Source organism: Geodermatophilus sp. CPCC 206100, assembly GCF_048569675.1.
GTDB lineage: Bacteria > Actinomycetota > Actinomycetes > Mycobacteriales > Geodermatophilaceae > Geodermatophilus.
This window is the reverse complement of the sequence record NZ_JAQISV010000028.1, coordinates 79455-95733: the sequence shown is the minus strand read 5'-3', so window position 1 is coordinate 95733 and position 16279 is coordinate 79455. Positions and strand designations below refer to the sequence as shown.

Annotated in this window: 15 protein-coding genes, 1 tRNA gene and 1 riboswitch; of the genes, 6 read left to right on the top strand and 10 right to left on the bottom strand. The window is 75.4% G+C overall.

Translation table 11 applies throughout. From position 1 onward, the window contains the following. Positions 1-523: PRC-barrel domain-containing protein (locus PGN05_RS14455; protein ID WP_419753251.1), on the bottom strand; the 523-nt coding region annotated here is incomplete at its 3' end. Positions 524-626: 103 nt separating this feature from the next. Continuing rightward, a complete protein-coding gene (locus PGN05_RS14450; RefSeq protein ID WP_419753250.1) occupies positions 627-1388 on the bottom strand; it encodes a TetR/AcrR family transcriptional regulator in 762 nt (253 codons plus the stop codon). Between the two features lie 262 nt (positions 1389-1650). Between PGN05_RS14450 and PGN05_RS14445 the strand changes: the two genes are divergently transcribed. Beyond that, complete coding sequence (locus PGN05_RS14445; RefSeq protein ID WP_419753249.1) at positions 1651-1998, top strand: STAS domain-containing protein; 348 nt, start codon at positions 1651-1653, stop codon at positions 1996-1998. 51 nt (positions 1999-2049) lie between these two features. Here PGN05_RS14445 and PGN05_RS14440 read toward each other — a convergent pair whose 3' ends face one another. Beyond that, the gene (locus PGN05_RS14440) at positions 2050-3618 is read right to left on the bottom strand and encodes an LCP family protein (RefSeq protein ID WP_419753248.1); all 1569 of its coding nucleotides are present in this window, start codon (positions 3616-3618) and stop codon (positions 2050-2052) included. A gap of 129 nt (positions 3619-3747) precedes the next feature. On the opposite strand from PGN05_RS14440, the gene PGN05_RS14435 reads away from it, so the two are divergent. Further along, positions 3748-4713, top strand: coding sequence for a DUF2332 domain-containing protein (locus PGN05_RS14435; protein WP_419753247.1), 966 nt, complete (start codon positions 3748-3750; stop codon positions 4711-4713). Between the two features lie 77 nt (positions 4714-4790). Here PGN05_RS14435 and PGN05_RS14430 read toward each other — a convergent pair whose 3' ends face one another. The 3 genes from PGN05_RS14430 to PGN05_RS14420 form a co-directional block, all read right to left on the bottom strand. Further along, positions 4791-6068 carry an MFS transporter gene (locus tag PGN05_RS14430; RefSeq protein WP_419753246.1) on the bottom strand — a complete coding sequence of 426 codons (1278 nt, stop codon included), beginning with the start codon at positions 6066-6068 and terminating at the stop codon, positions 4791-4793. Beyond that, on the bottom strand, positions 6065-7105 hold the full coding sequence (locus PGN05_RS14425) for an NAD(P)-dependent alcohol dehydrogenase (RefSeq protein ID WP_419753245.1): 1041 nt from the start codon (positions 7103-7105) through the stop codon (positions 6065-6067). The genes PGN05_RS14430 and PGN05_RS14425 overlap by 4 nt, the downstream gene beginning before the upstream one ends. 119 nt (positions 7106-7224) lie before the next feature. Further along, the gene (locus tag PGN05_RS14420; protein WP_419753244.1) at positions 7225-8193 is read right to left on the bottom strand and encodes a zinc-dependent alcohol dehydrogenase family protein; all 969 of its coding nucleotides are present in this window, start codon (positions 8191-8193) and stop codon (positions 7225-7227) included. 192 nt (positions 8194-8385) lie between these two features. Here PGN05_RS14420 and PGN05_RS14415 point away from each other — a divergent pair, with 192 nt between their 5' ends. Beyond that, positions 8386-9273, top strand: a complete 888-nt coding sequence (locus PGN05_RS14415; protein ID WP_419753243.1) for a helix-turn-helix transcriptional regulator — start codon at positions 8386-8388, stop codon at positions 9271-9273. A gap of 54 nt (positions 9274-9327) precedes the next feature. Here PGN05_RS14415 and PGN05_RS14410 read toward each other — a convergent pair. Continuing rightward, positions 9328-9401, bottom strand: a tRNA-Ile gene (locus PGN05_RS14410). Between the two features lie 404 nt (positions 9402-9805). Continuing rightward, positions 9806-9961, top strand: a riboswitch (cyclic di-AMP (ydaO/yuaA leader). Positions 9962-9972: 11 nt separating this feature from the next. Between PGN05_RS14410 and PGN05_RS14405 the strand changes: the two genes are divergently transcribed. Beyond that, positions 9973-11190 carry a peptidoglycan DD-metalloendopeptidase family protein gene (locus tag PGN05_RS14405; protein WP_419753242.1) on the top strand — a complete coding sequence of 406 codons (1218 nt, stop codon included), beginning with the start codon at positions 9973-9975 and terminating at the stop codon, positions 11188-11190. Between the two features lie 24 nt (positions 11191-11214). Here PGN05_RS14405 and PGN05_RS14400 read toward each other — a convergent pair whose 3' ends face one another. Then, positions 11215-12108 (bottom strand): maleylpyruvate isomerase N-terminal domain-containing protein, encoded by an 894-nt coding sequence (locus tag PGN05_RS14400; protein WP_419753241.1) that lies wholly within the window; start codon positions 12106-12108, stop codon positions 11215-11217. Positions 12109-12198: 90 nt separating this feature from the next. On the opposite strand from PGN05_RS14400, the gene PGN05_RS14395 reads away from it, so the two are divergent. Both PGN05_RS14395 and PGN05_RS14390 read left to right on the top strand, forming a co-directional pair. Then, entirely contained in the window at positions 12199-12453 is a 255-nt protein-coding gene (locus tag PGN05_RS14395; protein WP_419753240.1) for a hypothetical protein, read from the top strand. Between the two features lie 382 nt (positions 12454-12835). Continuing rightward, the gene (locus PGN05_RS14390; protein WP_419753239.1) at positions 12836-13336 is read left to right on the top strand and encodes a DUF3145 domain-containing protein; all 501 of its coding nucleotides are present in this window, start codon (positions 12836-12838) and stop codon (positions 13334-13336) included. 147 nt (positions 13337-13483) lie between these two features. Here the strand turns inward: PGN05_RS14390 and PGN05_RS14385 are convergent, their stop codons facing one another. Together PGN05_RS14385 and PGN05_RS14380 are read right to left on the bottom strand one after the other, a co-directional pair. Further along, the gene (locus PGN05_RS14385; protein WP_419753238.1) at positions 13484-14896 is read right to left on the bottom strand and encodes an acyl-CoA carboxylase subunit beta; all 1413 of its coding nucleotides are present in this window, start codon (positions 14894-14896) and stop codon (positions 13484-13486) included. Between the two features lie 129 nt (positions 14897-15025). Continuing rightward, on the bottom strand, positions 15026-16267 hold the full coding sequence (locus PGN05_RS14380; protein ID WP_419753237.1) for a beta-ketoacyl-[acyl-carrier-protein] synthase family protein: 1242 nt from the start codon (positions 16265-16267) through the stop codon (positions 15026-15028). Positions 16268-16279: the final 12 nt, after the last annotated feature.

Below are 16279 nucleotides of genomic sequence, written 5' to 3'. Positions count from 1 at the left end.
CGTACTTGCGCAGGCGGGCCCGGCCGACCTCCTCGGTGCGGGTGCCCACGTTGAGCCGCTCCTCCGAGCGGGTCATCGCGTTGTCCGTGGTCGGGCCGGAGGTGTCGCGGCCCACGGCCGGACGGGTGTCGACACCGGCGGTGCCGGTCACGTCGGTCGTCGTCTCGTGCCGGCCGGTGCCGACGGTGGTGTCCGTGGTCCCCGTGGTGCCCGTCTGCAGGCCGTAGTGGCGGTAGAGCTCCTGCTCCTCCTGGGGGGAGAGGTGCCCGTCGGTGTCGACGCGGGGGGCGTCCTTCACCTGGTCCTTCGAGACCGAGACGCGCACGCCGTCGCCGGTGAGGTCGGCGGAGCGCAGCGGGACGAAGGACTCCTTGGTGCCGAACAGCCCGGTGCGGACGGTGACCCACTCCGGCTGGCCGCTCTCGTCGTCCAGGTACACCTCGGAGGCAGAGCCGATCTTCGACCCGCTCTGGTCGTAGACGTCCTTGCCGATCACCTGGCTGATGTTGTCCGTGCCGATCACGTGGCCTCCTGAGTCGTGGCCGGCCCTGTGGGGGATGGTCCCCGCGGCGGGCCGTCCGACTACCGCTACCCGGCCGTTTATCCTGTAAACCGACCGGTCCGGCTCAGCGCTGCCGTGGCTCCCGGCGGAGCCGGTCGAGGCGGTCCAGCAGGTTCTCCAGGGACTCCTCGAACTCGGCGGCGGACTCGTCCTGGCTGAGCAGGTCCTGCAGGCGGACCACGGAGGGGTACTGGCTGAGGTCGGTGTCGGGGGCGTCCGCGGGCTCGGTGTCGTCGCGGGAGCTGATGGGGACCCCGCGCTGGGAGATCTCCAGCAGCAGGTGGCCGAGCAGGAAGCTGGTGTAGGCCCGGTAGGCGGCCACCGCGGTGTCGTCGGTGAAGCCGTTGCCCGTCATGGTGTCCAGGAACGACTCCACCCAGCGCAGGCTGCGCAGCGGGGGACGGACCCAGGGGGCGGCCGGTGGCCGGGTCGCGACCAGGGGGAACACCGCCGGGTGGGCCAGGGCGATGCGGCGGACGCCGTGGGCCAGGCGCTGCAGGTAGTCCTGCCAGCCGTGGGTGGCCTGCATGTGCACGTCCGGGTCGCCGTAGAGCTCGTCGACGACGCTCTCCACGACGCCGTCGAGCAGCTGCTCCCGGCTGGGCACGTAGCGGTAGAGCGCCATGGCCTCCACGCCGAGCTGCGCGCCCAGGCGGCGCATCGTCAGCGCGTCGATGCCGTGCTCGTCGATGAACTCCAGCGCGGCGCCCAGGATCCGGCGGCGGTCGAGGCTGCCCCGGGGGGTCCGGCTGGACGCGGCCGGGACCACCATCGCCGCGCCGCCCCGCGCGTCGGGGGTGTCCGGGTCCGCCGGCTCCTCGGTCATCGGGGGCTCCTTCCGGGGTCCTGGGCCGACATCATCCCCCGGTCCCGCCGACCCGGCTCCCATTCCCGCCGACCCGGCTCCCGGTCCGGCGGCCCCGCTCCCGGTCCGGTGGCCCCGGGTGCCGGTCTGGTGGCCCCGGATGCCGGATGCCGGATGGTCGGCGGAGGGCGCGGCGTGGTGGAGGGACGACCGGTCGTGTTTACGCTGTACACGTCCCGCGTCACCCGACGGGGACAGTCCTCGCGACGAAGGTGGGTCGACCGTGGCCGCAGCCGTGCCCCCGCCCCACCCGCAGGGGACTGTCCGCCGGTCGGTCGAGGAGGGCCGGACGGTCCTCCACCTGAGCGGCGAGATCGACTCGGCGGTCGTCGCCGCCTACGAGTCCCCGCAGGGCTCCGGCGGCTCCGACCCCGGCCGCTCGCGCGCGGTCTCGATCGTGGACGCGTCGGCGGTGACCTTCATGGCCTCGGTCGGCATCGGGCTGATCCTGCGGGAGACCGAGGCGACGCGACGCGACGGCCGTCGTCCCGTGCTCCGCCGTCCCACCGCGCCGGTGCGCCGCGTGCTGAGCCTGACCGGCCTCGACGGCGTCTTCGACGTCACCGACTGACCCCGCTCCCGGCGGGACGCGTGCGGTGGTCCGGCGGGGCGCCGGCCGGGGTCAGTTGATGCAGCCGGTGTCGGCGGCGGTGCGCGCCGGCTCGGCGGGGGACGGCGTCGGCGGCGGAGCGGCCTGGCCGACGCCGGTGGAGTCGGCGCCCAGGACCAGCTGGACGGTGCCGGAGGTGGCGTCGTCGGCCACCTCGGTCAGGGCGCCGGGGACCTGCACGGCCAGCGCGGCGGCCAGCGCCTCGTCACCGGGGGCGTGCCGGATCGTCGTCCGGGCGTGGTCGCTGCGGTCGGCGTTGCCGGTGCTGGTCACCCGGAAGCCGGCGGCCTCGAGCCCGACCCGGGTCTCCGCGGCCAGCCCGGGGGTGCCCGAGCCGTTGTAGACCTCGACCGACACCTCGGACGGCGCCGCCGGAGCCGGCCCGGCCGGGGCCTCCGCCGCCGGTTCCTCGGGCTCGGCGGACAGGGTGGCGAAGAACGCGTGCAGGGTGTCCTCGTCGGCGAGGCGCACGATCGAGTTGCCCTGCTCGTCCTCGGCGTCGGGGTCCTCGATCGGCACGGTCTGGAACCGGATGCTGTCCGGGGTCACCGACTGCATGTGCTGGGCGAGGTCGAGCAGGTCGAGGTCCCGGTCGACGGTGAGCGACTCCGCCGCCGCCTGGACGAGCTCGCGCTGCGTGCCCGGGTCGAGCAGCACGTCCTGGGACAGGATCTTGCGCAGCACGCCGCCGATGAAGACCTGCTGGCGGACGATGCGGTCGAGGTCGCCGCGGGGGAGGGCCGCGCTGCCGTCGGGGCGGACGCCGTGCCGCTGGCGGACGAACCTGAGCGCGTCGGCGCCGGCGATCGTCTGCTCGCCGGCGGGGAAGACCGCGCCGGAGTACCGGGAGTCGTCGACGGCCGAGCACAGGTTGACGGTGACGCCGCCGACGACGCTGGCCAGGGTGAAGAAGCCGAGCAGGTCGACCTCCAGGTAGTGGTCGATCCCGAGGCCGGTGAGCTGGTTGAGCGTGCGGATCAGCAACTGCGCGCCGCCGGCCTGCCGGTCGGCCTCGGGCGCGGACTCGTCGACCTCCGCGTAGCCGTAGGCGTAGGCGGCGTTGAGCTTGTCCGTGCCGTGACCCGGGATCTCGACGGAGGAGTCCCGCGGGAACGAGACGAACGAGGCGCGCGACCCGTCGGCCGGCAGGTGCACCAGGATCATCGTGTCGGTGTTGATCCCCGAGTCGATGCCGGCGCTGAGCTCGGCGAGCTGCTCCGGGGTCAGGTCGGCCCGGCTGTCGTTGCCGACCAGCAGCACGTTCACCGCGTCGGGCGCGTTCCCGGCGTCGGCGTTCCCCTCGGCGGGGATGGCGTCGGTGCGGCTGACCGTCGCCTCGGCGACCCGGCTCAGGTACCAGCCCCAGCCGCTCCCGGCCAGCAGGGCGACCGACAGGACGGCGGCCACGACCCGGGCGAGGACGACGGCCCGGCCGGAGCCGCGGCGCGGCGTCCCCGTTCCGTGGGGGCCGGCGGCCTCGGCGGCACCCCGGCCGCGGGGAGCACGCCCGGCGCGCGGGTCGAGCCACGCCGGGAGCGGCCGGCCCGAGGTGCTGCCGGGCTCGTCGCGGTTCCCGCTCACGGGCGGAGGTTAGGGGCGGCCGGGCTGCTCGAAGAAGGGGTCGCGGCACGGGGCGACGCCTTCTCGCCCTCGTCCGCCGGCGCACGGTCCCACCGGCCACGGGCGTCGTTCCAGCAGCACCATGTCGGGGTGACCGAGAACGCGGAGCTGGAGCGGCTCGCCGCGGGCTTCCGGGCGTTCAGCGCGGAGACCGCGGTCGAGGCGCCGGCCTACGCGGCGCTGGCGACCGCCGTGGCCGGCGACCGGGACGTCCTGGGCTTCGTCGCCGGCCTCCCGGCCGGCAAGCGGCACCCGACGCTGTTCTTCGCCGCCCTCCGGTTCCTCGGCGGCGTTCCGGCGGACGGCGCCGAGCTGCGCGACCGGGTGGCTGCGGACGCCGACCGGCTGCGGCGCACGGTGCTGGCCCGCGCGACGCAGACCAACGAGCCCGCGCGCTGCGCCGCGCTGCTGGTCGCCCTCGGCCTGATCGACGGCCCGCTCGCCCTCGTCGAGGTCGGGGCCTCGGCCGGGCTGTGTCTCTACCCCGATCGGTACGGCTACGAGTACGACGGCCGCCCGGTCGGACCACCGGGTCGGGTGCGACTCCGGTGCACGACCAGCGGCTCCGTCCCGGTGCCGCGCACCCTGCCCCGGATCGCGGCGCGGATCGGCGTCGACCTGAACCCGCTCGACGTCACCGACCCGGACGACCTCGCCTGGCTGCGCGCCCTCGTCTGGCCCGGTCCCGTCGAGGCCGAGCGGGTGCAGCGCCTCGACGCCGCCGCGGCGATCGCCGCCAGGGAGCCGCCCCGCCTGCTGACCGGCGACCTGCTCGACCGGCTGCCCGATGCCCTCGCGCTCGTGCCCGCCGGCGCGACGCCGGTCGTCCTGCACACCGCCGTCCTGCCCTACGTCCCCGCCGACCGCCGCGCCGCGTTCGTCGACCGGGTGCGCGGCCTACCGGTGCGCTGGGTCGCGCAGGAGGCGCCCGGCATGGTGCCCGGCACGGGGGAGGTGGGCCCCGGCGGATGGGGTCGGTCCTTCGTGCTGTCCCTCGACGGCCGGCCGCTGGCGCAGACCGCGCACCACGGCGGCCGGATCGACTGGCTCGACTGACGCCCCGGGAGCCGGTGCGTGCCGGGCCCGGAGTCAGCGCCGACCGGGCGCGGACCAGCGACTCCGGCCGGCGGGCGTCACCGGTGTTCCTGCAGGTCGACGGTGACCCGCGTTCCGCGCGCACCCGCCGAACGCGTCCTCCGGGCGATGGCGACCGTGGGGATGAGGGTCGACGCGGCGATCACCGTCCCCACCAGGGCGGGACCCATCGTGCCGAGTCCGGAGTCGAGGGCGCGGCCGGCGACCCAGGAGCCGACCGCGGTGCCGAGGTTGTAGGCGGCGACGGACATCGCCACCCCCAGCGTGGGTGCCACGCCGGCGAAGCGGACCGCCAGCGCGGACAGCACCGGGTTGGCGCTCAGCCCGAGCAGGCCGAGCAGGACCACCAGCAGCACCGTGGGCACCGGGTGGGTGGCCGTCAGGCAGATCACCAGCAGCACGACCGTGGTGGACGCCGCGACCGCGATGGTCGTCGAGTGCGGGCGGACGTCGCCGAGGCGGCCGCCCACCACCGTCCCGATGAGCGAGCCGACGCCGAAGCCGACGAGGACCAGCGGCACCAGTCCAGCGGCGATGCCGGCCCGGTCGGTCAGCAGCGGGGAGATGTAGGTGTAGGTGGACAGCACGCCGCCGGTGGTGGTCGCGCAGGCCGCCAGCACCAGCCACAGCCGGCGAGAGCGCAGCGCGCCCAGCTCCGACCGCAGGGACGCCGCCTGCTGGCCTGATCCATCGTCCGGGACCTGGCGGGCGATGAGCGGGAGCGCGGCCAGTGCGAGCACCGCGAGCGCCCAGAACGGCCCTCGCCAGCCCGACAGCTGCCCGGCGAACGCCCCGAGCGGCACACCGATGACGTTGGCCAGCATGCCCCCGGCACCGACCAGTCCCAAGGCTCGGGCGCTGGCGCCCGGACCGGCGGCGCGGGTGGCGGCCACCGAGGCCACCGACCAGAACGCGCCGGTCGCCCACGCCGTGACGAACCGGGCCGACAGCAGCAGCGGGAAGCTGGAACCGAGGGCGACGACGACGTGCCCGGCCGCGAACACGGCCAGGGCGATCATCAGCGTGGTCCGCGGCGGCAACCGTCGGGTCAGCAGCGCCATCGCCGGTGCGCCGACGATCATCCCGACGGCGAACACCGTGATCAGCAGCCCGGCCTGAGCCACGCTCACCTGCAGGTCACCGGCGATCTCCGGGAGCAGGCCGGCGACGACGAACTCGGTGGTGAGCATGAGGAAGGTGCCGACGGCCAGCACGTACACGACGAACGGGAGCCGGGGTGGTGGTCCACCGGCGGCGGCCGGGCCGGCGGGTCGTGCTGCCGGCCCGGCCTGGCGGGTCAGGTGGTCCGTCGTCACCGCAGGGTGGCCGCGTCGATGACGAAGCGGTAGCGGACGTCGGAGGCCAGGACCCGCTCGTAGGCGTCGTTGACCCGGTCGGCGGAGATGACCTCGACCTCGGCGCCGATGCCGTGCTCGGCGCAGAAGTCGAGCATCTCCTGGGTCTCGGCGATGCCGCCGATCATCGAGCCGGCGTAGGTGCGGCGGCCGCCGATCAGGGACATCACGTGGAGGCTGAGCGGCGCGGCGGGCGCGCCGACGTTGACCAGGGCGCCGTCCACGCCCAGCAGCGACAGGTGCGCGTCGACGTCGATCGGCGCGCTGACGGTGTTGACGATCAGGTCGAACCGGCCGGCCAGCTGGGCGAAGGTGTCCGGGTCGCTGGTGGCGTGGTAGTGGGCCGCGCCGAGCCGCAGCCCGTCCTCCTGCTTCTTCAGCGACTGCGACAGCACGGTGACCTCGGCGCCCATCGCGGCGGCGAGCCGGACGGCCAGGTGGCCCAGTCCGCCGAGGCCGACGACGGCGACCTGCGTGCCCGGCCCGGCGCCCCAGCGGCGCAGGGGTGAGTAGGTGGTGATGCCGGCGCACAGCAGCGGCGCGGCGGCGGCCGGGTCGAGGCTCTCGGGGACCGACAGGACGTAGCCGGCGTCCACGACGACGTGGGTGGAGTAGCCGCCCTGGGTGGTCGTGCCGTCCCGGTCGGTGCCGGCGTAGGTCGCCACCATGCCCTGCAGGCAGTACTGCTCGTCGCCGTTGCGGCAGTTGGTGCACTCGCCGCAGGAGTCGACCATGCAGCCGACGCCGACGCGGTCACCGACCCGGTGGCCGGCCACGTGGGGGCCGACCGCGGTGACGACGCCGACGATCTCGTGGCCGGGGACGACGGGGAAGGGCTGGGGGCCCCAGTCGCCGTTGACGGTGTGGATGTCGGAGTGGCAGATGCCGGCGTACTCGATCTCGATGAGGACGTCGTTCGGGCCGACGTCCCGGCGCTCGATGGTGGTGGGGGCCAGGGGCTGGCCGGCGGCGGGGGCGGCGTAGGCGGGAACGCGCATGGGGGTGCTCCTCGTTCGGTTCGGGTTCGGGTGGGGCAGGGGTCAGTCGAGGGCGGGGGCGGCCGCGTATCAGTGCTCCTCGTCGGCCTCGAACAGGACCCGGTCGCGTCAGGTGCCGGTCAGGGCCGCAGCAGCGCCTTGATGGCGCGGCGCTCGTCCATCGCCCGGTAGCCCTCGGCGGCCTGCTCCAGCGGCAGCTCGAGGTCGAAGACCTTCCCCGGGTCGATGCTCCGGTCCCAGATCCGGCTGATCAGGTCGGGCAGGAACCGGCGCACCGGCGCCGGGCCGCCGTGCAGGTGGACGCCGGAGAAGAACAGCTCCGCACCGGGCAACGTCACGTCGTGGGAGACGCCGACGTAGCCGACGTGCCCGCCGGGGCGGGTGGCGCGGATGGCCTGCAGCATCGACTCCTGCGTGCCCACGGCCTCGATGACCGAGTGCACACCCAGGCCGTGGGTCAGCTCCTTGACGGCAGCGACGCCCTCGTCGCCGCGGGAGGTGACGATGTCGGTCGCTCCGAACTCCCGGGCCAGTCGCTGTCGGTCCTCGTGCCGGCTGAAGACGATGATCCGCTCCGCGCCCAGCTGCTCGGCCGCCAGCACGCCGAGCAGGCCGACGGCACCGTCGCCGACGACGGCGACGGTCTTGCCCGGGCCGGCCTCGGCCGCGACGGCGGCGAACCAGCCGGTGCCCAGGACGTCGGAGGCGGCCAGCAGCGAGGGGACGAGGTCCGCCTCGGGCGTGCCCGGGGTGGCGACCAGCGTGCCGTCGGCCAGCGGGATCCGGGCGTACTCCGCCTGCGCGCCGGTCGGGGTGGCGAACTCCCCGTTCACGCAGCGCGACTGGTAGCCGGCCCGGCAGATCTCGCAGGTGTCGTCCGAGGCGAAGAACGAGCCGACGACGAACTGGCCGGGCTCGACGCTCGTGACCTCGCTGCCGACCTCCTCGACGACGCCGACGTACTCGTGGCCCATCGGCCGCGGCCCGTCGATCGGCTCGATGCCGCGGTAGGGCCACAGGTCCGACCCGCAGACGCAGGCGGCGGTCAACCGGATGACCGCGTCGGTGGGCTGCTCGATCCTCGGCATCGCTCGGTCCTCGACACGGACGTCGCCAGGGGCGTGGAGGACGGCTGCTCGCATGGCGGGGCTCCTGGTGCGGTGGAGTGGATGGGCGCTGGACTCCACGGAACGCCCTCGTGGCCGGGCGTGGGAGGGCGGGCTCGTGGGGGGTACCAGCTCGACCTCCCTCCACCGGCCGGGCGACGTAGCGTCGATGGCGTGGACAACCGCACCGACATCCGCGACTTCCTCGCCAGCCGGCGCGCCCGCATCACGCCGGAGCGGGCGGGGCTGCTGCCCGGCGGGGGCCGGCGGCGGGTGCCCGGGCTGCGGCGGGAGGAGGTCGCGGTCCTCGCCGGGGTGAGCACCGACTGGTACACCCGGCTGGAGAAGGGCCACATCGCCGGCGTCTCGGACGACGTCCTGGAGGCCGTCGCGCGGGCGTTGCAGCTGGACGAGGCCGAGCGGACCCACCTGTTCAACCTGGCTCGTGCGGCCGCCAAGCCGGCCCGCACCCCGCAGCGACGCAGCAGCAAGGCGGAGATCCAGCCGCGCGTGCAGTGGATGCTGGACTCGATGACGGGGTCCGCCGCGTTCGTCGCCAACGGCCGCCTGGACATCGTCGCGACCAACGCCCTCGGACGGGCGCTGCACTCGCCGCTGTTCGCCGGCCCGCGGCGGCCGGCGAACTTCGCCCGGTTCCAGTTCCTGGACCCGCAGGCGCACGACTACTACCTCGACTGGGAGAGCGCGGCCAACGTCACCGTCGCCCTGCTCCGCGCCGAGGCCGGCCGCCGGCCGCACGCCGCCCAGCTCCGCGAGCTCGTCGGTGAGCTCTCGACCGTCAGCGAGGAGTTCCGGACGCGGTGGGCCGCCCACGACGTCCGCATCCACCACAACGGCGCGAAGCAGTTCCGCCACCCCGTCGTCGGCACGCTCGACCTGAGCTACTGCACGCTGGACCTGCCCACCGACGACCACGCGGACCTGCGCCTGACCATCTACACCGCACAGCCCGGGACCCCGTCAGAGGATGCCCTCAAGCTCCTGTCCAGCTGGGCCGCGACCACCGTGGACGCGGTCACGCCGGCTGCGGACCGGCCCTGATCAGGACGCCGCCCACGACGGAGCGACCACCGCGCTGACCTGCACGAACACCGGTGGGGCGGGTGGGGCTCGAACCCACGACCCAGGGATTATGAGTCCCGTGCTCTGACCGGCTGAGCTACCGCCCCGGCGGGCTCCAGCCTGCCAGACGCCCTCCTGGCCGCGGCCGGTCAGGCGCTGGTGACCATCCCCCTGGGCGGTCGGCCCGCGGCGGCGTGTCGGCCCGGAGTGGGCGGGATCTCATCCGACACCTCGGCGTGCACGGTCAGTGACGACGCCGGCCGGGGAGCCTCGTCGCCGTCCGCGTCCGCCGCCACCCGGATCGGGGCAGGTGGGGGACGGGTGTGGCGGGTGGGGCACGGGTGTCACCCGTCCGCGCCGATCGCGTGACGGCGTGTAGCGGTTCCTCACCCCTTTGGGCAAGCCGCCACACCGTCCGTGTTACTCGATCGTGACCGAGGTCCTCACTCGTAGTAGCTTCTCCGACGGCCCCGCCGGGCAGCGCCTCGAACCCGAGGGGCCTCGGCCGGGCCCCGCCGAACCGCCGACGTCCCTCCGGGGACCGAGGGGGACCGGGGACCCACCGTTCCACTGGGGTGAGTCCTGCCTGCGCAGGGGGCGCAGGCGGGTAGGGCGCCGTCCGGCCCGAACCCGTCAGCTAACTCGGTAGGCGGTCGTGAGGATGGGAGAACTGTCGCGTTGGCGACCCTGCACCGCCTGTACACCACGCCCGGTCGCGCCTCCTGGCCGCGCCGCCTGCGCTCTCCGCGCCGGGCCCTCGTCGTCGCCGCCGCGGTCGCCGGCCTGCTGGCCGGCACCCCGATGGCGCTGGCCGCCCCTGTCACCCCGGCCGCGTCCGAGCAGGAGGACCTCGCCCGCGAGGTCGCCCGCATCGAGGACGCGGTGCGGGCCGCCGAGGAGCAGCTGCAGCGGATGACCGTCGAGGCCGAGGCGGCCGCGGACGCGGCCCTCGTCGCCCGCGCCCAGCTCGCTGCGGGCCAGGCCGAGGCCGAGGCCACCGCCACCGAGCTGGCCGAGGCGCAGGCCGCCGTCATTGGCGCCGAGCAGGACATCGCCGACCTCAGCCGGGAGGCCTACATGGGGGCGGAGGAGCGCTACGGCGACATCGAGCTGTTGCTCGACGCCGAGAGCCCCACCGAGCTGCTGCAGCAGGCCGCCACCATGGAGGTCATCGGCGACCACCGCTCCGACCGGCTGGCCGAGTACCTCACCGTCGAGCAGCGGGTGCAGGAGGCCGACCGCGCCGCGCAGGCCGCCGTCGTCCGGCTCGAGGAGCTGGCCCGCACCGCCGACGAGGCCGAGGCCGCCGCCAACGCCCACCTCGCCGAGGCCCAGGCCGAGTTCGACGCCCGCGCCGCCGAGAAGACCCGCCTGGAGGAGGAGCTGCGCCAGGCGGGGGAGCGGATGCTCGCCGCCCAGGGTGCCGCCGACCCGGGTGCCGCCTGGACCGACCGCCAGGTGCAGGCGCAGACGCTGAGCACGGCGTCGGCCGCCGCCTCCGGCATGCTCACGGCCGGCCGGGTGACCTCCTGTTACGGCGCCCGCTGGGGGACCATGCACCAGGGGGTCGACATCGCCGCCCCGATCGGCACCCCGATCTACGTCCCCGAGGACGGCGTCGTGCTGCAGGCGGGCCCGGCCAGCGGGTTCGGCCAGGCGGTCTACGTCCAGCACGCCGACGGGCAGATCACCCTCTACGGCCACGTGAACCGGTTCTTCGTCAGCGCCGGCCAGGTCGTGACCGCCGGCGAGCAGATCGCCGAGGTGGGCAACAAGGGCCAGTCCACCGGACCGCACCTGCACTTCGAGGTGCACCAGGGAGGGCTGTACGCCAGCCGGGTCAACCCGGTGCCGTGGCTCGACGCGCACGGCATCGACCTCGGCGGCGCCTGCTGACCTGAGTCGGACGCGGCCGCCGGCTCAGCGGCGGCCGCGCAGCCGGCCCAGGAGCCCGCCCACCCCGCCGAGGGTCTGCGCGGCCAGTTGGAGGATCGGCCCGCCCGGGATGCCCGGCGCCGACTGCACGATCGGCGCGAGGGCCAGCAGCCCGCCGATCTCGTGCACCCTCAGCCGCCGGCGGGCCAGCGCCGCGACCGGGTTGACCCGGCCCGAGGCGGCCTCCAGCAGCAGGTCGGCCGCCGCCTCCACCGCGGTGCCGGCCGGCCGGCCGGCCGGAACGGGGACGACGGTCCAGCCGTCCCCGTCGGCGGCGAACCGCCACCCGCCGTCCGGGGTGGCCAGCGTCGCGCCGCCGGTGATGCCCTCCGCCGCCGCCAGGGCGCCGGTGACGTCGGCCAGGGCCGCCAGTCCGGCCTGCAGCACCGGGGCCGGCACCGGGGGAGCCCCGAGTGGCACGAGGTCCAGCCCGTGCACGGCCAGCTCGTAGGCCTGCCCGAGGACGACGCTGAGCAGCGGCAGCCGGCCCACCACGGCCACGGCGGGCGCGGTGTCGAGCGCCACCGGCTCCTCCGCCAGGTACCGGGCGGTCGCCTCGCGGTTGCGCCGGAGCGCGGCCAGCACGTCCTCCCGGGAGGCGTCGCGGTGCGCGGCGGTCACCCGCGCGTTCGTCCCGTCGACGTCGGGGGGCGTTCCCGCGCCGCCGTTCCGCGCCGAGTCGACCAGGTCGGCCAGGGCGGCGTGGTCGGGCCAGCAGCCCAGGTGGACGCAGATCTCGTGCGCCCGCCAGCCCGGCAGCCGGGAGGGCCGGTCCAGGTCGACCGCGGCCGCCTGGTCGAGGAAGGCGTCCCACGCCGGCAGCACCAGCTCGGCCACCCGGTCGCGGCCGGCGTCGGCCATCCCCTGCGCTCGCGGCATGACCGGCCCCTACCCGGACACCCGGGCGGGCAGGCGTGCGCCGTCCCTCCCCGGCTTGTCCCGGGTGGAGCGCACCCGCAGCCTGAGGACATGACACGCAGCGGCAGCACCCGCGGGACCGTCATCCGCTGGGACGAGGAGCGCCGGGCCGGCATCGTGGAGGCCCCCGACCTGCCCGGCGACTGCTGGGTGGACGCCGACGTCGTCCACGGGCCGCACGGGGGCACCCTGCGGGCCGGCCAGGTCGTGGACGTGGAGTGGGCCGAGCCCGGTGCCGAGGGGCTGCCCTGCCAAGCGACCCGGGTGGTGCCGCGCGAGGACCTCCAGGCCGGCTTCGGCGCCTGAGCGGGCCCCCGGTGGGTGTGTCGATCCCGTCACGGTGCGTGGTCGCCGTTACCGTACGTCACAGCGTGTCCGTGGGGGAGCCCCTCGTCCACCCGCACGCGGATCGCCGGCGCGGCGTCCGCGAGGGGTCCTCAGGAAGCGCCCGCACATGCCTGGACGGCGGTGTCGTCACCGTGGTATGGCCGCTGACCAGCGCATAGTGGTCACAGCCGTGACCATCAGTCACATGTGACCCATCCGCCTCATCCGCACTGGCGCGATGGGGTGACCATCGTGCAAACTGTTCCCCGGACCCCTGGTCCGGAACCGCCGAACACAGCCTGTCACCGAATCGATCGTCCGTTGGGGAAGACGAGACCGATCGAGTCGATGGAGGTGCCCCGTGCAACGACGGTCTACCCAGGGTGTCGTCTTCGTGCACGCGTGCCCGAAGGCGCTCTGCCAGCACGTCGAGTGGGCGCTCGAGCGCGTCGTCGGCGCGCCGGTCTCCCTGTCGTGGGCCGACCAGCCCGCGGCACACGGTTCCTTCCGTGCCGAGGTCGCCTGGACCGGTGCCCCCGGGACGGGCGCCAAGCTCGTCGCTGCCCTGCGGGCGTGGCCGATGCTGCGCTTCGAGGTGACCGAGGAAGCCAGCCACGGCAACGACGGTGAGCGCATGTCGTACGTCCCCGGCCACGGCGTCTTCCGCGCGCCCACGAGCGCCAACGGCGACCTGGTGGTCAGCGAGCAGCAGCTGCGCCACCTCGCCGCCACCGCGACCTCCATCGAGGCCTTCCGCCACGGGGTCGACCAGTTGCTCGGCGCGGCCTGGGACGCCGACCTCGAGGTCTACCGGCACGCCGGCGACGGCAGCCCCATCACCTGGCTGCACCAGGTGGTGTAGGTCACGATCCGACTACGACCGGCGAGTACCTCGCGCACTCCCGTCGTAGGCTGAGGCCGGACCGTCCGGACGTCGTCGGGGAAGCGGCGTCCGGACGGCCCATTCCTCCGAGTCCGTCCCGGTGCGCGGGGGCATCGGGTCCTCTCCCTACAGCGGGATGTTGCCGTGCGCCCCGCGGCCGGCGGGGGCCGCGGCCAGTGCGGCGACCAGCCGGCGCCGGGTCCGGGACGGCTCGACGACCTCGTCCACGACGCCGATGCGCAGGGCCCGGTCCACCCCGCCCGCGATCCGCTCGTGCTCGGCGACCAGTCGCGCGTGCAGCGCCTCCCGCTCGGCCGGCGGAGCGGCGGCCAGCTGCTTGCGGTGCAGGATGCCGACGGCGGCCTTCGCGCCCATGACGGCGACCTCGGCGCCCGGCCAGGCGAACACCGCCGTGGCGCCCAGCGACCGGGCGTTCATCGCGATGTAGGCGCCGCCGTAGGACTTCCGGGTCACCAGCGTCACCCGCGGCACCACCGCCTCGGCGAAGGCGTGCAGCAACTTGGCCCCGCGGCGCACCACGCCGTCCCACTCCTGGCCGACGCCGGGCAGGTAGCCGGGCACGTCGACCAGCACCACCAGCGGCACGCCGAACGCGTCGCACGTGCGCACGAACCGCGCGGCCTTCTCGGCCGAGGCGGAGTCCAGGCAGCCGCCCAGGCGCAGGGGGTTGTTGGCGACCACGCCCACCGTGCGACCGGCCAGCCGGCCGAGGGTGGTGACCACGTTGGGCGCCCACCGCGCGTGCAGTTCCAGACCCGGGCCGTCGAGGACGGCGGCCACCAGCGGCTTCACGTCGTAGGCCCGCTGCGGCCGCTCCGGGAGCAGGGCCCGGAGGTCGACGTCGGGCTCGGCGTCGGCGGGGCCGAAGGCGCCCTGCGCGGCGAGCAGGCCGACCGCCTCCCGCGCGGCGTCCAGCGCGCCCTCCTCCGACTCGCTCACCACGTGCACGACCCCGCTGCGCCGCCCGTGGGTGTCCGGCCCGCCCAGCCGCTCCATGTCGACGTCCTCGCCGGTGACCGAGCGGACCACCTCGGGGCCGGTGACGAACACCCGGCCGGCCGGGCCCATGACGACCAGGTCGGTGAGCGCCGGCCCGTAGGCGGCGCCCCCGGCGGCCGGCCCGAGGACGACGGAGACCTGCGGCACCCGGCCCGAGGCCCGGACCATCGCCTGGAACACCTCACCGACGGCGTGCAGCGCGGTCACCCCCTCGGCCAGCCGCGCGCCGCCGGAGTGCCAGATGCCCACGACCGGCAGCCGCTGCCGCACCGCGATGTCGATGGCCTCGACCACGCGCGCGCACCCGGCGAGGCCCATCGCCCCGCCCATGACGGTCGCGTCGGTGCAGTAGGCGATGGCCGGGCTGCCCGCCACCGTTCCGCGGGCGGCCAGCACCCCCGACGTGTCCCGCGGGCCGAGCAGCGTCAGGGAGCCGGGGTCGAAGAACCGTCGCAGCCGGTCCCCGGGGTCGCGGGGGTCGGCCACGGGAGCCACCGGGGCGGCCGGCAGGACTGTCACGGGACCTCCGGGTCCTCGGGCGCGCATGCGGGGATGGCCCGGTGCGTGCAAGGCGCCCGGGCCGGACGGTGGCCCCGTCCGGAGGCTCGCCCCGAGCCTGCGAGGGGGTGAGGGGGACGGGGTCCCCTGTCAGGCGGTGGTGAACACCAGCGCCATGTTGTGGCCGCCGAAGCCGAACGAGTCGTTGACCGCGGCGGTCAGCTTCGCCTTGCGCGGTTCCTGCCGGACGATGTCGAGCGACTGGACGGCGGCGTCGTCGTCCGGGTCGTCGAGGTTGGCCGTCGCGGGGACCACCTGCTCGCGGAGGGCGAGGATGGTGAACACCGACTCCAGCGCCCCGGCCGCGCCGAGCAGGTGCCCGGTCTGGCTCTTGGTCGCCGTCACCAGGACGTGCTCGCCGAGGGAGCCGAGGATGGCGGCGGCCTCGGCGGTGTCACCGACGGGGGTGGAGGTGGCGTGCGCGTTGACGTGCTGGATGTCGGCCGGGGTGAGCCCCGCGTCGCGCAGGGCGGCGGCGATCGCGCGGCCGGCGCCCTCGCCCTCGGGGTGCGGGGCGACCAGGTCGTAGCCGTCGGCGGTGCCGCCGGCCCCGGCGAGGCGGGCGTGCACCTGCGCGCCGCGCGCCCGGGCGGAGTCGGCGCGCTCCAGCACCAGCGCGGCCGCGCCCTCACCGAGGATGAAGCCGTCGCGGGCCTTGTCGAACGGGCGCGAGGCGCGCTCGGGCTCGTCGTTGCGGGTGCTCATCGCGCGCATGGCCGCGAACCCGGCCATCGGCAGCGGGTGCACGCAGGCCTCGGCGCCACCCACCAGGACGACGTCGGCGCGGTCGAACCGGATGAGGTCCAATCCCCAGCGGATCGCCTCGGCACCGGAGGCGCACGCGCTCACCGGCGCGTGCACGCCGCCGCGCGCGCCGACGGCCAGCCCGACCGCGGCGGCCGGGCCGTTCGGCATGAGCATGGGGATGGTGAAGGGGGAGACCCGCTTGGGGCCCTTCTCCTCCAGGACGTCGTCCTGGCCGAGCAGGGTGAGCGCTCCGCCGATGCCGGTGCCGAAGACGACGGCGATCCGCTCGGGGGCGACGCCGGAGTCAGCGGCGCCCGAGTGCTGCCACGCCTCATCGGCCGCCACCACGGCGACCTGCTGGCTGCGGTCGAGCCGGCGGGCGCGGACCCGGTCGAGCTTCCCGACCGGGTCCTCGGTCAGCCGGGCGACGAGCTGGGCGGGGAACTCCTTGACCCAGTCGTCGGTGATGCGGCTGACCCCCGACCGCCCGGCCAGGAGGGCCTCCCAGGTGCTGGTCACGTCGCCACCCAGCGGTGTGGTGGCGCCGAGGCCGGTGACGACGACGTCGCCGACGGGCGTGCTCATAGGGGTTCCTCC

Coding starts and splice junctions, on each gene's coding strand:
- PGN05_RS14450 (WP_419753250.1), bottom strand. CDS start 1,388: ATGACCGAGGAGCCGGCGGACCCGGACACCCCCGACGCGCGGGGCGGC.
- PGN05_RS14425 (WP_419753245.1), bottom strand. CDS start 7,105: ATGCGCGTTCCCGCCTACGCCGCCCCCGCCGCCGGCCAGCCCCTGGCC.
- PGN05_RS14420 (WP_419753244.1), bottom strand. CDS start 8,193: ATGCCGAGGATCGAGCAGCCCACCGACGCGGTCATCCGGTTGACCGCC.
- PGN05_RS14400 (WP_419753241.1), bottom strand. CDS start 12,108: ATGCCGCGAGCGCAGGGGATGGCCGACGCCGGCCGCGACCGGGTGGCC.
- PGN05_RS14395 (WP_419753240.1), top strand. CDS start 12,199: ATGACACGCAGCGGCAGCACCCGCGGGACCGTCATCCGCTGGGACGAG.
- PGN05_RS14380 (WP_419753237.1), bottom strand. CDS start 16,267: ATGAGCACGCCCGTCGGCGACGTCGTCGTCACCGGCCTCGGCGCCACC.